Genomic DNA, 13,137 nt, shown 5'->3' on the forward strand with positions numbered 1-13,137 from the left:
GTGGAAGATAGCAAACGGGCAATGGGCCGCTCAGAATTTCGCCATCCAGCCCTTTTGAGCGTTGGTTGCGGCTTGTTCCGGAGACTGCTCGCCGGCAAGCATCTTCTGAGCCTCCACGTCGAACTGGGTCATCAGGTCTTCAGCCACCGGCAGGCCCGTGAACTCGTTGGCGAGATAGCCGGTCTTGAAGATTTCGAAAGCCTTGGCGAAAGCCTTGTCCGAGGTCACGAAATCGGGCTTGGCGTTGACGTTCCCCGGGAAGGCGTTTGCAAGCGACACGAGCTTGGCATTCACCTTTTCACTCATCAGATATTGGACGAGCTTCCAGGCTTCATCCTGATGTTTCGAGGCGGCAGAGATGCCGATGCCCCAGGAGGCATAGGGAAGGCCGCGCTTGCCGTTGTAGTCCGCCACGACTGGGACCGGGATGAGGTCGAAGTTCAGCTTGGGATTGCGTTTGCGGATGAGATTCACATGCGCGAGCGAGTCGATCATCATTCCGACCCGATCGTTGACGAATTCCTCGACCTTTTCCTGCTCGGTCTTGGTGGCAATGCCGGGCGAGATGACGCCGGCGTCGTTCAGCGATTTGACGAAGGTGAGCATATCGACGACCGGCTTGCCCTCGAGAGCCGGCTTGCCTTCAACCATCATCGATTGACCCGAGGCCCAGACCCACGACATCAGGTCGTTCTGGACACCGGACGGCGTTTGCAGCGACAGCGGCAGCACCCAGCCATACTGGTTCTTGTCGGCATGGGTCATCTTCTTGGCGGCTTCGAGAAACTCCGCGCGGGTCGACGGCAGCTTGGTGACGCCTGCCTGGGCGGCGAGGTCCAGATTGACGAAGACCGGATAGACGAACGAAGCCACGGGAAACATCACCGCCTTGCCGTCCACCTTGATGATATCCGCGACCTGGGTCTTGTCGAACCCGCTCGCATCCATCATCGGGTTCATGTCGGCTAGCGCACCCTGCGCGTTCAGATTGTTCACCCAGGCGCCGTCGAGACCGACGACGTCGCTGAGCGTTCCGGTTGCGGCGCCGACCGAGATCTGGTCTCGCGTGGTCGCATAGGGACCGCTGACCAGCGTCACCTTGATGCCGGGGTTTGCAGCCTCGAAGTCGTTCATGATTGCCCTGAGCGATCCCGCCGGCAATTCGGGCTCCCACCATTGGGTGAATTCCAGCGTCGTGTCCGCCATGGCGCCGGTTGCACCAAGCAACCATGCGGCCGCGGCTATTTTCAGCATCTCGGGTCGTATCCGAAACATCATTTTCTCCTCCTTCTTCAAGATCGGCCGCACAATGCGGACGATCGTCTGTTCATTCAGAAGCCTTCTTGTATCTTCCGCAGGCACCTCGCTCCCGCCCGCGGTCTTCCGCAGATCTTCAGATCGCCAGATGCGTTTCGGGATCGAAGAAATGGAACTTGGCATCATCCACGGCCAACCGGATTTCCGAGCCGGAGCGGACGGCGCTGATCGGCTCGAACCTCGCCACCGCGTTCGACGCCAGGCCGAAATCGTCCACCGCATCCGGATCGCCGGAGTCCACCCGGACCGCGTCGATGTTCATGTGGACGATCTGTTCGGAGCCGAGTTCCTCGATCGAGGTCACCCTGGCCGGTATCGTCTGATACTTGCGACCGGATTCAAGGCTGCTGTCATAAAGATCCTCCGGTCTGATCCCGAACACGACCTTGCGCCCCGCATACGACCTCAAGGCCGGCCTGCGCACGAAGGCTGCATCCTGCAGCCGGACGGCGAAGTCGCGAAAAGCGAGCTCGCCGCCCTTCAGGGTCGCCTCGAAAAGGTTCATCGAAGGAGAGCCGATGAAGCCGGCAACGAAGGCGTTAACCGGCGATTCATAGAGCCTCTTGGGTGTGTCGACCTGCTGCAGCACACCGCCTTTCAACACCGCGACTCTGTCGCCCATCGTCATCGCTTCGATCTGATCGTGGGTCACGTAAATGGTCGTGACGCCGAGCTGCTTCTGCAGGCTGGTGATTTCGGCGCGCATTTGCACACGCAGTTTCGCATCCAGATTGGAAAGCGGCTCGTCCATGAGAAAGGCGGCCGGCTCGCGCACCATGGCGCGGCCCATGGCAACCCGTTGACGCTGTCCGCCCGAAAGATTCGCGGGTTTGCTGTCCAGCAAAGACGTCAGCTGAAGAGTTTTAGCGATCTCGTCCACGCGCTTCTTGCGCTCGGCCTTCGGCTTGCCTGCCAGCCGCATCGAAAAGGCGATGTTTTCGGATACTGTCATATGCGGGTAGAGCGCGTAGCTCTGGAACACCATCGCGATGTCGCGGTCCTTGGGCGGCATGTCGACGACGTCGACCCCGCCGATTCGAAGGCTGCCGCTGGTGATGTCTTCCAACCCCGCGATCATTCGCAACGCCGTGGATTTGCCGCAGCCGGAAGGCCCGACGAGGATCAAGAACTCGCCGTCCTTGACCGACAGGTTCAACTGGTCGATTGCGCGAAAACTGTTCCCGTAGGTTTTGCAGATATTCTCAAGAATGACTTCTGCCATATTCCTCCCTCCACAAGTATAACCCCTGATCTTTATAATTCTCCTGGGCTTGTGTTCGCCTGCGAAATGTTTCCTCGGATCGTTTCAGGTCATGGTCCAGCATCGGCATGCGCATTTTTCAGGTCGACTGCTGACGGCGCGTTCGCCGATGCCAGGAGTTGCGTGACCTGGTCCTCGGTCGGAAGCGCCTCGCGCCCGCCACGCCCAGTTATCGAAACGGCCGCCGCCGCGGCCGCGAATGCCACCCGGCCCGCGGTGTCGGCTCCGCGCGTCAACGCATGGGCATAGGCGCCATGAAAGCAGTCACCCGCGCCTGTGGAGTCTACGACCGCAACCCGGTGCGGGGGCAGGTGCCAGAGACCTGTCTCTTCACGGCCGCGATAGTACACACCCCTGCCGCCATCGGTCAGAACCACCGCGGACCGCGATGGCAACCACAAGGCATCGAGCATCTCGGCAGGCGATCGGCGCCCCGTGGCAGTGCGTGCAAAGCTAAGTGGAAGGATGAGATGGTCGCAGAGCGCGATCAGCCGTTCCGTGGCGGGACCGCTGCTCCATTCGATGTCGCCCAGGATCGCAAGGCCGAGATCGCGAGCCCGAGCCACGACATCCAGCGACCCGGTCGCATAGCTATCGACGATCAGGACGGTCGCGCGGCTGAGGATATCGTCCGGAAAGTCCGGAGCGGTGCCCAGCATCGCATCGTCGTCATACGCGATGAACCGTTCCCCATCCGAGCCGACGGTGATCCGCGAGTGCACCGGGCGCGCGTCGGGATGGCGCGGCGCGAATGCGGTTTCGATACCGCTCGCCACGAGATCGAGCAGAACGGCGTCGTCCGCGGCACTGGCCAGCCATCCGACGAACCCGGCGGTTCCGCCGAGCCGCGCGACGGCGGCAAGCGCCGTCGCGACATTTCCCCCGAAAGCGCGGGTACTTTGCAGAACCTTACCCTTGCCCGCCGACAATGGCTGATCGACGTAGACGATGTCGTCTATCGCAATAGCGCCGAAGCCGAGGGTGGCGGGGACGGTGGGCATCGTTCAGGCGCCCGCCTTCGCCAAGGCGTCTTGCGCCGAAAGGCCGTCATGGATGACGCCGCGAAAGGCAAGCGCTGCCTTCTCCGGATCGCCGTGCCCCCAGAGATTGCGGCCTACCACGGCGCCGCGCGCGCCGGCACGGATGGCGTCCGCCGTCTGCTGAAGCGCGCCGAGCAGCGTATCGGTCTTTGGCCCCCCCGCGATGACAACCGGCACCGGGCAGGTCCGGACGGTCTCTTTGAATGACTCGAAATCCCCGGTGTAGCCGATCTTGATCACGTCGACGCCGGACTCGTAGCCGATGCGCGCCGCGTAGGCGATCTCGTCGGGGGTGAAGACGATTTTTGCCCCATCGGTGAAGTCGCGAGGGTAGATATGCGCCACCACGGGCATGCCGTAGCGGGCTGCTGCATTCACCGAATCGGTCAGCCAGCGTATGTATTTGCCCTCCGTCGCGCCGCGCACCGGAATGGCCACGGCCAACGCATCGGCGCCCGCCCGCACCGCATCCTCGGGCGTCGCGATCAACTCGCTGATGCGATCGTCCGCAGTGAAGCAGCCCGCCTGAATCACCAGGGAAGCTTTGCCCGCATATTGCGGCCACAGATGGCGCGCGGTGCCAGGCTGGATGCTGACGTAGTCGGGTTTGCCCGCCATGACGCGTGCGAGCGCACCCGGCAGGTCGGCAAGGCCGCCTTTGCGCACGTCGCCATAGCCGACGAAGTGGTCGACCGCGCCGCCAAAAAGGTTCCCCGATGGATGCGAGAAGAGGCGCGCGAGACGCACCTTGGTTCCTAGGCTCATGAGTGCAAAATTCCCTGATCGGTTGATTTAAAAATGTTCGATCCAGTGTTTCCGAAAGAAAAAAGAAAAACAATCTTTCGAAAGCTTTCGAATCTCCATATTTCTCGGTAAGGTGAGCCAAGGCCAGGGCGATTGCGTGGCGCGGGAAGACAAGGGCAGGGCAATGTTGTCGGAGCAGAGACGCCAATCGATCCTGGGTGAGGTGCAACGCAGCGGACAGGTTCGCATCAAGGACCTGTCGGACGGGTTTGGCGTGTCGGAGGTCACGGTGCGCTCCGACCTCGAAATACTGGACCGCAAGGGACTGCTGACCAAGACCCGTGGAGGGGCGGTGACCCGGACCACCGATTCGACGACTGCCGCGTTCGCCCGGCGGATGCAAACGAACCTCGACGCAAAGAAGCGCATCGCCCGGGCGGCGCTCGACCTTTTCGAGGACAACCAGTCGGTCATCTTCGACGGTGGCTCGACCTTGATGCAGCTTGCCATGCAGTTACCGCCGCTCAGCAATGTCGTGGTCGCCGCCACGGCCATGAATATCGTGCAGCATCTGATGCATCGTCCCGGGCTCGACGTTCACATGATCGGCGGCCGAGTCTATCCCGACACGGTGAGCACGCTGATCACCGATGCCGATACGGCTCTCGGCGGCCTGGTAGCGCATCAGGTCTTTGTTGGGGCGCATGCGATAGACTCGTCACTGGATGTGGTCGACGTGAACGAAGACATGGCGCGGACGAAGCGAAACCTCGTTCGCATGGCCCGGCGCGTTGTCCTGCTCGCCGATTCGAGCAAATGGGGCGTCGGCGGGACGTCCAAGGCATTTTCGCTGTCGGCCGTCGACGTGGTGATCACCGACGATGGCCTGCCCGGTCCAATACGCAACGAGCTTGATAGGATCGGGGCCAAGGTGATCTATGCCTGAACCCATCCCGGTCTCTGATGCGCGACGGAAAGCGCGCATGACCCACGGGCTTCGCAGCGGCCGTCGGCCGTTTTTGATGCCGGTCATGTTCTCCTCCTCACGCTGGCGGCCTCCCAATGCGCCCCAGAATTCTCACAAGTTCTATAAAAATTTTACGCGCGTCAATATTTAAAATCCTGTATAGCGGATTGCGGGGGGATCGTGGGAACTGCAACGGTTCGCGCAGCATGCCCTTGGCTTCGGAGGAAAGCTGGAAATGCACGGAAAATCAGAGACAAAGCTCGGCATCGGTGTCATCGGCTGCGGCAACATCTCGATGACCTATCTGCGCAATGCAGCGCTCTTCGGTGGTGTCGAGCTACGCGCCTGCGCCGACATTTCCGCTGACATGGCCGAGCTGCGCGCCAGGGAATACGGCATCCGAGCGATTGGCGTCGACACGCTGCTCGCCGACCCCGACATCGACCTCGTGCTGAACCTGACCATCCCGGCGGCGCATTTCGACATTTCGTTGTCAGCGCTCTCGGCGGCCAAGCATGTCTTCACCGAAAAGCCGCTGGCAACCTCTGCCGCCGACGGCCGCCGCCTTGTCGCCGAGGCCGCGAAGCGCGGCCTGCTGATCGGCTCGGCGCCGGACACATTCCTGGGCGCCGCCGGCCGACGGGCACGCCGGCTGATGGATGACGGCGCCATCGGCAAGCCGGTGACCGGCACTGCCTTCATGATGGGGCGCGGCATGGAGCATTGGCATCCCAATCCGCAATTCTACTATCAGCCCGGTGGCGGCCCGGTCTTCGATATGGGTCCCTATTACCTGACCATGCTGGTCAATCTGCTCGGGCCGGTCGAGCGCGTCATGGCGACGGCGACGCGCGGCCAGGAGGAGAGGCTGATCACGGCCGACGGGCCGTTCAAGAACACGACATTCAAGGTCGGCACGCCGACCAACATAATGTCGCTGCTCGAATTCCGTTCCGGCGCCACCGTCACCTTCGGCGCCTCCTGGGACGTGTTCAAACACTCCAACCATCCGATCGAACTGCACGGCACCGAAGGCTCGCTCAGGCTACCCGATCCCGACACGTTCGGCGGCACGGTCTCGCTGTCGGAACGTGGCGCCGATTGGGCCGATTTCGCCAGCGAGAACGAACTCTACGGCGCCCGCAACTGGCCCTATGTGGCGCCCGACCGTGCCAATTACCGCATGCTCGGCGTCGCCGATCTGGCGGGCGCGCTGGCCACGGGCAGAAAGCCGCGCGCCTCCGGTGAGCTGGCGCTGCATGTGCTTGAGATCATGGAGGCGATCCTGGCTTCGGGCGAAAGCCGTGGCTCGGTTGCCATCAACGGCACGGTCGATCAGCCGCCGCTGCTTGGCGAAGAGGAAGCGGCAACCCTGCTTGCCTGACGGGAGGTTCGTCCGTGACATCGCCACCGTCCCTGCCGACACTCGATCCGGAGGCCCGGCATGTGCTCGAGCTCGGCAGCCAAGCCGGTGCGCCGCCGTTCGAAACGGGAACGCCAGAACAGGCGCGCCTTGCCTACAATGAGGGCTTCCCAAACCTGCAAGGCGAGCGTGAGCCGGTCGCAGCACTCAGCGAGCGCATCGTCGCCGAACCCGGCGGACCACTTAGGCTCAGGATCTATCGCGGGCAGGGCGCGCCTTCGGCAGGCGCTCCGGCGCTGCTCTATCTCCATGGCGGCGGCTGGGTGATCGGCAATCTCGACTCGCATGACGAGATCTGCCGCTGGTTCGCCAACGAGGCAGGCGCTGTCGTCGTTTCCGTCGACTACCGGCTGGCGCCGGAACACAAATTCCCGGCGGCAATAGAGGATTGCCGAGCGGCACTTGCCTTCATGCAAAGCGCCGCGGACGAACTCGGCATCGACGCTGCCCGCATCGCGGTTGCCGGCGACAGCGCCGGCGGCAATCTCGCCACGGTGCTCGGCCTGCTCACGCGGGGGGACAAAAATCCGCCGGCAGCGCAGCTTCTGTTTTATCCCAACACCGATGCCGGGCAGACGGCCGACAGCTATCGCCGCTTCGCCGCAGGCTTTGGCCTGACCGCCTCGACCATGGCCTGGTTCCGAGATCACTACATCCGCGACGCCGCCGACATCGTCGACTGGCGCATCTCACCGCTGAAGGCGGATAGCCTCGCCGGCGCGCCGCCCGCCTTCATCGCCATCGCCGGTCACGACATCCTCGCCGACGAGGGCGAGGCCTATGCCAGGCGTCTGCACGAGGCCGGCGTGCCGGTCGTGCTGGAACACTGGCCCGGTCAGATCCACGGCTTCGTCTCTATGGGCCGTCACGGCCCGGCAGCGAGACAGGCGGTTGCCGCCGCCATTGCCGCGTGGCTCAGCTTCGATCCCGCCTTTGGAAATTTCAAGCGGACTGACGCATGACCAGGGCGGCGTCAAGGCTGACCTTCGGCGCGACGTTCGCCCTATCCTCGTTGAGCAAAGCGAGCAATGTCTCGACGCTGCGCCCCGCCATGGCGGCAAAATCCTGCGCGATGGTGGTCAGTGCGGGGCAGGTGTAGCGGCTCAGCGGATGGTCGTCATGGGCGGCGATACGCAGGTCGCAATCGGCCTTGCGGCCGATCTTCAGCCCTTTCGCGAAGGCTGCCGCCATCACGCCGAAAGCCAGGCGGTCATTCGCACACAGTATGGTCTTGCCCGGCAGGCCGCTGGCCCCGAGCATCTGTTCCATCTGCTCGTAGCCGATGCGCTCGAAATCCCATGTGTAGTCTCGGGTGTTGCCGATAACCACCGGGTCCTGGCCAAGCTGATGCATCGCGGCGATGTAACTGTTCAGGCGCTCCGGCGAATTGTGATTGACATGCGGGATATCGAAATAGACCGGGGCGTCGCCGGAGCGGCAGAGATAGTCGACGATGGTCGAGACACTCTGGGCATTGTTGTTGCCGACAAAGGGCGTGCCGCCTTCGAGATAGGTATCGAAATAGACGACCGGCATTGTCTGGGTCAGCTTCTCCAGCGTGCGCCGGTCCGAGCGCAAGCCGAGCGGCGCGATCAGCGCGCCCGAAACTTTCAGCGACAGGATGGTACGTGTCGCCTCCATTTCGAGCTCGGTTGAGCCATGCGAGGAGATGACGATCGGCCAGTAGCCCTCGTCGCGCAGCCTGAGCTCGATGCGGCTGACCATTTCGGAATAGAAGGGATCGGTGACCGTCGGTACGACAATGCCGATGGCGCGGGTGCGCTTGCGGTTGAGGTTGCGGGCAAACAGATTGGGCTGGTAGTCGGACGACCGCAACGCCTCTTCGATGCGCTTGCGCGTTGCCGGCTTGACGCTGGTCGGATCGTCGAAATATTTCGACAGCGTCGGCCTGGAGACGCCGCAGGAGCGGGCGAAATCCTCCATCGTCTTGTGCGTCATTGGCATTCAATCCTCGTCTGGCACGCGCCAGAACCTCGGTCATCCCTTGACGCTGCCCACGGTCCTGCAGCCGGCGCGTCCGCCACGCAACGGCAGACGAAATTTACAGGAAACGTCAGTGGGTTCAACGCGCAATGACAGATTATACCGTGCGTAAATTTGTTCAATTGACGCGAAAATTGTCGCGCATCAAAGTCTCGGTCACAAAGAGCGCTGAAAAGTCCAGGCACCATGACACAACAGATCGATCGGCTTCTTTCCCAGCTATATCGTCGGCTCGATGCCGCCGCGATTGTGATCGGCGATGCTATCGATCCGCGCTATGGCGACGACCTCTCCGGCAAGGGCGGCGGCCAGCCCGAACTGGTCTTGCGTCCGCGCAACGCCGCCGACGTCGCCGAAATCCTGCGCCTATGCAGTGGTATCGGCCAGAAGCTGGTCGTCCATGGCGGCCGCACCGGGCTGGCCGGCGGCGCGCGCGTGCAGCCGGGCGAAGCGGTGCTGTCGCTGGAGCGCATGACCGCGGTCGAAGCGCCCGACCGCGCCGCGGCAACCATCATCGCGGAAGCCGGCGCGCCGCTGCAAATGGTGCAGGAAGCGGCCGATGCGTCCGGCCTGATGTTCGGCGTCGATATCGGCGCGCGCGGCACGGCGACGGTCGGCGGCAACATCGCCACCAATGCTGGCGGCATTCGCGTGCTGCGCTACGGCATGTACCGCGCCCAGGTGCTGGGGCTGGAGGCCGTGCTTGCCGACGGCTCGATCCTGACTTCGTTGCGTGGCCTGGCCAAGGACAATTCGGGATACGATCTCAACCAGCTTTTCATTGGCAGCGAAGGCACGCTGGGCGTGGTTACTCGCGCCTGCCTGCGGCTGCATCCCAAGCCCGCCACCGAGGTTGCCGCCTTTTGCGCCCTTGGCTCGCTGGAGGCGGCGATTGCGTTGCTGGGGTTGCTCAAGCAGCGGCTCGGGCCCTTGCTTTCGGCCTATGAGGTAAACTTCTCGCCGCTCTACGGCGCCATGATTGCCGGCATGGCCGCGCCGGCGCCGCTGCCTGTCGGCGCGCCCGTCTATGTGCTGGCCGAGATCCAGGGCAGCCAGGCCGAGCTGGACGGCGAGCGTTTCGCTTCGGTGCTGATGCAGGCGGTCGAGGACGGCATCGTCGACGACGTGGTCGTCTCGCAGTCGCCACGCGAATTCCGTGCGCTATGGGATGTGCGCGAAGGGGCCAACCGATTCCTGTTTGCGATCGAGGGAATGCTCGGCGTCGACATTAGCATCCCGTTGGCGGCCATGGCGGATTTCCTGCGCAACGCCGAAGCCGCGATCCACGCCGTCGACAGCAGCGCCGAGATCTACGTCTTCGGCCATCTCGGCGACGGCAATCTGCACTATCAGGTCGACACCACGGAACCGGCGGCCGCCTATGAGATCATCTATCGCGGCGTGGCGGCATGCGGTGGCGCCGTCTCGGCCGAGCACGGCATCGGCCTCGACAAGAAGAAATGGCTGAACCTCGTGCGCAGCGACGCCGAACTATCAGCCATGCGCCGGCTGAAGGTGGCGTTCGATCCGCACAACATTCTCAACCCAGGGCGGATTTTCGATATCATTTGATCGCCAGGAGGATCTAGCTTGCAACTGGCGAGAGCAGCGCGTGGAAGTCGACCGTTCTCATCTGCTCGACGCCGTCCAGAGTCATATTTCCCGCGACATAGACGATGATCGCCAGACCGAGCCAGCCGATCCAGCGATACCTGGCAAGCAGCGCCGCCACCAGCGTCGAGGCGACCGCCATCAGAACCACCGACAGGATGAGACCGAACACCAGCGCATTCATGTCGTGGGCGGCGGCGCCCGCCACGGCCAGCACATTGTCCAGCGACATCGAGACATCGGCGACGACGATCTGCAGGATCGCGGTGCGCAGCGCCTTGGCCGGCCGCGCCGTCGCAAGTGCTGCGGCTTCAGTGTCGACGTCCTCGCCGTCGCCGGCCGAGCGCAACTCCTGGAACATGTTCCAGCACACCCAGAACAAAAGCATGCCGCCGACCAGCATGATCCCAGGAATTTCCAGCAGCTGCACCGCGATCACCGCAAAGACGATGCGGATCACCGCCGCCGCGGCAATGCCGGCGATGATCGCCTTCTGCCGCAACGCCTTGGCGAGGCCTGCGGCCGCCATGCCGATCACCACGACATTGTCGCCAGACAGCACAAGGTTGATGGTGATGACTTCCAGATAGGCGGCGACAGTCGTCTGGTCGAAACTCATAGAGCGGTCTCCCCGGAAGGCTCCGGCTGGTTGCGGCGGATCGGACCGATGTCTGCGCAAACGCGAAGACAGCTGATTTGAGTGCAGCCCGGCATTGAAACAAGACGCCAGCGCGGCCAATCGGTCCTCATCCACGGAATTCATCGCCGGGTCGTGATTTCCGACCAGAAATGCCCGTCCCAGAATGCCCATCATGGAAGGGAAGACAAAAGCGTTCCGCTTGCCTATCAATATTGCCGACCAAAGGAGAGACGAGCATGAGCAAGACGGCACTGATTTTCTGGGGCGGATGGGAGGGTCACACGCCGGCCCGCAGCGCCGCTGTCGTCAGCGAGATATTGACCGGGCATGGCTTCGAGGTGCGGATAGAAGAGGGCACATCCGCGCTCGCCGATCCGCAGCTCCCGGTCATCGATCTGGTCGTGCCGGTGATCACCATGTCGACGATCGAGAAACCGGAGCTGCAAAACCTCACCGCCGCCGTCAGCGGCGGAACCGGCCTTGCCGGCTTCCACGGCACAATGGGCGACAGTTTTCGCAACGAGCCGGCCTATCAGTTCATGACCGGCGGCCAATGGGTCGCGCACCCCGGCGACATCATCGACTACCGTGTCGACATCATCAGCGACGATCCGATCGTCAGGGGTATCGAGGGTTTCGCCTACCATTCCGAGCAGTATTACATGCATGTCGACCCGAGCAACGAGGTGCTGGCGACGACGACGTTCAGCGGTGAGCATCTCGACTTCATCGACGGCGTCGTCATGCCCGTGGTCTGGAAGCGCCGCTACGGCAAGGGCCGCGTCTTCTTCAGCGCGCTCGGCCACACCGCGGATGAGTTTTCCGTCCCGCAAATGCGCACCATCTTCGAGCGTGGGGTGCTGTGGGCCAGCCGGTAACCGGGGCCTGTCCGAGCAAGCAACGGCGATATCACGCCTCCGCTACTCGCTAAGCCGCGGCTAACGCTCTATGCTGGCTGAGGTCACGGCGTTCGACCGCCGTCATCGCAACTGAAATGTGTTGTCACGGGGGACATGCATGTTCGGGGTCGTCGGATTAGTAAGGCATGGAAAGTCGTCGCAGCGCTGGCGTCCGCCCGCTCTGGTGGTCGTGGTGTTCGGTCTGTTGCTGCTTGCGCCGCAGGCGGCCAACGCGCAGCTGAACTGGACGCTCGATCCGGCGAATTCGACACTCACCTATCAATCGGTGAAGAAGAACACCATTGTCGAAACCAACAAGATCAGGAACCTCTCGGGCACGCTGACATCGGATGGCGCCGCCAAGGTCACGTTCGACCTCAACTCGGTCGACACCGGTATCGACCTTCGCAATGTCCGCATGCGCTTCCTGTTCTTCGAAACCTTCAAATTCCCGACGGCGGAAGTGACGGCGAAAGTCGATCCCGCCGCTTTTGCCGATCTCGCCACCAAACGGCGCATGAGCGCGCATATCCCGTTTCGCCTGAGCCTGCACGGCGTCGACAAGGACCTTGAGGCCAATGTCGTGGTCACCATGATCACCGACAGCATGGTGTCGATCGCCTCGGAGGCGCCGGTCGCCGTGCATGTCGAGGATTTCGGCCTGTTGCCCAACATCGAAAAACTCCAGCAGGCGGCCAATGTCAGCAGCATCGTCCCGACGGCTTCGGTGTCGTTCGACTTCGTCTTCGCCGCTGATGGCGCCAAGCCTGCGGCCACGCCTGCCGTCGCGGCCGCAGCCCCAGCCGATGCCGGGCCGGTCGCCACAGATGCAGGCAAGACGTCCTTCAGCGACGATGAATGCCTGAACAGGTTCGAGGTGCTGTCGCGCACCGGCGCCGTCTATTTTCGCCCAGCCAGCGCTCGGCTCGATGAAAAGAGCCGCCCGCTGCTGGCCGAGGTGGTCGGCGTCGTCGGCAAATGTCCGAAACTGAAGGTCGAGGTTTCGGGCCATACCGATTCCGACGGCTCGCCGACGGCCAACAAGAACCTGTCGGAACGGCGCGCCAAGGCGGTCGCCGACGCGATCATCGCTGCGGGCATTCCATCGGCGCAGATCACGGCTTCCGGCTATGGCGAGGAAAAGCCGGTGGCGCCGAACGATACGCCGAAGAACAAGGCGCTGAACCGGCGGATCGAGTTCTCCGCCACGCCGCTCGCCAACTGAGCCGGT

General features: G+C 63.0%; 12 protein-coding genes. 6 read left to right on the forward strand and 6 right to left on the reverse strand.

Features of this window, described 5'->3' with window-relative positions; all coding sequences use genetic code 11:
* Nucleotides 1-30: 30 nt before the first annotated feature.
* From NKJ76_RS07845 to NKJ76_RS07860, 4 genes are all read right to left on the reverse strand, one after another.
* Entirely contained in the window at nt 31-1,278 is a 1,248-nt protein-coding gene (locus NKJ76_RS07845; protein WP_023709986.1) for an ABC transporter substrate-binding protein, read from the reverse strand.
* 115 nt (nt 1,279-1,393) lie between these two features.
* Nucleotides 1,394-2,539: an ABC transporter ATP-binding protein gene (locus tag NKJ76_RS07850; protein ID WP_352537137.1), complete on the reverse strand. Its 1,146-nt coding sequence runs from the start codon at nt 2,537-2,539 to the stop codon at nt 1,394-1,396.
* 89 nt (nt 2,540-2,628) lie between these two features.
* Nucleotides 2,629-3,579 carry a PfkB family carbohydrate kinase gene (locus NKJ76_RS07855; protein ID WP_352537138.1) on the reverse strand — a complete coding sequence of 317 codons (951 nt, stop codon included), beginning with the start codon at nt 3,577-3,579 and terminating at the stop codon, nt 2,629-2,631.
* Nucleotides 3,580-3,582: 3 nt separating this feature from the next.
* A complete protein-coding gene (locus tag NKJ76_RS07860) occupies nt 3,583-4,383 on the reverse strand; it encodes a beta/alpha barrel domain-containing protein (RefSeq protein WP_023667906.1) in 801 nt (266 codons plus the stop codon).
* Between the two features lie 163 nt (nt 4,384-4,546).
* On the opposite strand from NKJ76_RS07860, the gene NKJ76_RS07865 reads away from it, so the two are divergent.
* The 3 genes from NKJ76_RS07865 (at nt 4,547) to NKJ76_RS07875 (ending at nt 7,714) form a co-directional block, all read left to right on the forward strand.
* Nucleotides 4,547-5,308: a DeoR/GlpR family DNA-binding transcription regulator gene (locus NKJ76_RS07865; protein ID WP_023714870.1), complete on the forward strand. Its 762-nt coding sequence runs from the start codon at nt 4,547-4,549 to the stop codon at nt 5,306-5,308.
* Between the two features lie 256 nt (nt 5,309-5,564).
* Entirely contained in the window at nt 5,565-6,713 is a 1,149-nt protein-coding gene (locus NKJ76_RS07870) for a Gfo/Idh/MocA family protein (protein ID WP_352537139.1), read from the forward strand.
* 14 nt (nt 6,714-6,727) lie between these two features.
* Entirely contained in the window at nt 6,728-7,714 is a 987-nt protein-coding gene (locus tag NKJ76_RS07875; RefSeq protein WP_352537140.1) for an alpha/beta hydrolase, read from the forward strand.
* On the opposite strand, the gene NKJ76_RS07880 is transcribed toward NKJ76_RS07875, so the two are convergent.
* Nucleotides 7,695-8,717, reverse strand: a complete 1,023-nt coding sequence (locus NKJ76_RS07880) for a LacI family DNA-binding transcriptional regulator (RefSeq protein WP_352537141.1) — start codon at nt 8,715-8,717, stop codon at nt 7,695-7,697. The two genes, NKJ76_RS07875 and NKJ76_RS07880, sit on opposite strands and share 20 nt — an antisense overlap.
* A 225-nt stretch (nt 8,718-8,942) precedes the next feature.
* Between NKJ76_RS07880 and NKJ76_RS07885 the strand changes: the two genes are divergently transcribed.
* The gene (locus NKJ76_RS07885) at nt 8,943-10,328 is read left to right on the forward strand and encodes an FAD-binding oxidoreductase (RefSeq protein WP_352537142.1); all 1,386 of its coding nucleotides are present in this window, start codon (nt 8,943-8,945) and stop codon (nt 10,326-10,328) included.
* A gap of 13 nt (nt 10,329-10,341) precedes the next feature.
* On the opposite strand, the gene NKJ76_RS07890 is transcribed toward NKJ76_RS07885, so the two are convergent.
* On the reverse strand, nt 10,342-10,986 hold the full coding sequence (locus NKJ76_RS07890) for a YjbE family putative metal transport protein (RefSeq protein WP_352535444.1): 645 nt from the start codon (nt 10,984-10,986) through the stop codon (nt 10,342-10,344).
* 257 nt (nt 10,987-11,243) lie between these two features.
* Between NKJ76_RS07890 and NKJ76_RS07895 the strand changes: the two genes are divergently transcribed.
* Together NKJ76_RS07895 and NKJ76_RS07900 are read left to right on the forward strand one after the other, a co-directional pair.
* Nucleotides 11,244-11,885: a ThuA domain-containing protein gene (locus NKJ76_RS07895; RefSeq protein WP_352537143.1), complete on the forward strand. Its 642-nt coding sequence runs from the start codon at nt 11,244-11,246 to the stop codon at nt 11,883-11,885.
* Nucleotides 11,886-12,024: 139 nt separating this feature from the next.
* Nucleotides 12,025-13,131, forward strand: coding sequence for an OmpA family protein (locus NKJ76_RS07900; RefSeq protein ID WP_352537144.1), 1,107 nt, complete (start codon nt 12,025-12,027; stop codon nt 13,129-13,131).
* Nucleotides 13,132-13,137: the final 6 nt, after the last annotated feature.

This window comes from Mesorhizobium sp. M0029 (assembly GCF_040323735.1).
GTDB lineage: Bacteria > Pseudomonadota > Alphaproteobacteria > Rhizobiales > Rhizobiaceae > Mesorhizobium.

What these genes read in the sequence shown, in the direction of transcription:
- NKJ76_RS07845 (WP_023709986.1), bottom strand. Translation starts at nt 1,278, where the DNA reads ATGATGTTTCGGATACGACCCGAGATGCTGAAAATAGCCGCGGCCGCA.
- NKJ76_RS07850 (WP_352537137.1), bottom strand. Translation starts at nt 2,539, where the DNA reads ATGGCAGAAGTCATTCTTGAGAATATCTGCAAAACCTACGGGAACAGT.
- NKJ76_RS07855 (WP_352537138.1), bottom strand. Translation starts at nt 3,579, where the DNA reads ATGCCCACCGTCCCCGCCACCCTCGGCTTCGGCGCTATTGCGATAGAC.
- NKJ76_RS07860 (WP_023667906.1), bottom strand. Translation starts at nt 4,383, where the DNA reads ATGAGCCTAGGAACCAAGGTGCGTCTCGCGCGCCTCTTCTCGCATCCA.
- NKJ76_RS07865 (WP_023714870.1), top strand. Translation starts at nt 4,547, where the DNA reads ATGTTGTCGGAGCAGAGACGCCAATCGATCCTGGGTGAGGTGCAACGC.
- NKJ76_RS07870 (WP_352537139.1), top strand. Translation starts at nt 5,565, where the DNA reads ATGCACGGAAAATCAGAGACAAAGCTCGGCATCGGTGTCATCGGCTGC.
- NKJ76_RS07880 (WP_352537141.1), bottom strand. Translation starts at nt 8,717, where the DNA reads ATGCCAATGACGCACAAGACGATGGAGGATTTCGCCCGCTCCTGCGGC.
- NKJ76_RS07885 (WP_352537142.1), top strand. Translation starts at nt 8,943, where the DNA reads ATGACACAACAGATCGATCGGCTTCTTTCCCAGCTATATCGTCGGCTC.
- NKJ76_RS07890 (WP_352535444.1), bottom strand. Translation starts at nt 10,986, where the DNA reads ATGAGTTTCGACCAGACGACTGTCGCCGCCTATCTGGAAGTCATCACC.
- NKJ76_RS07895 (WP_352537143.1), top strand. Translation starts at nt 11,244, where the DNA reads ATGAGCAAGACGGCACTGATTTTCTGGGGCGGATGGGAGGGTCACACG.
- NKJ76_RS07900 (WP_352537144.1), top strand. Translation starts at nt 12,025, where the DNA reads ATGTTCGGGGTCGTCGGATTAGTAAGGCATGGAAAGTCGTCGCAGCGC.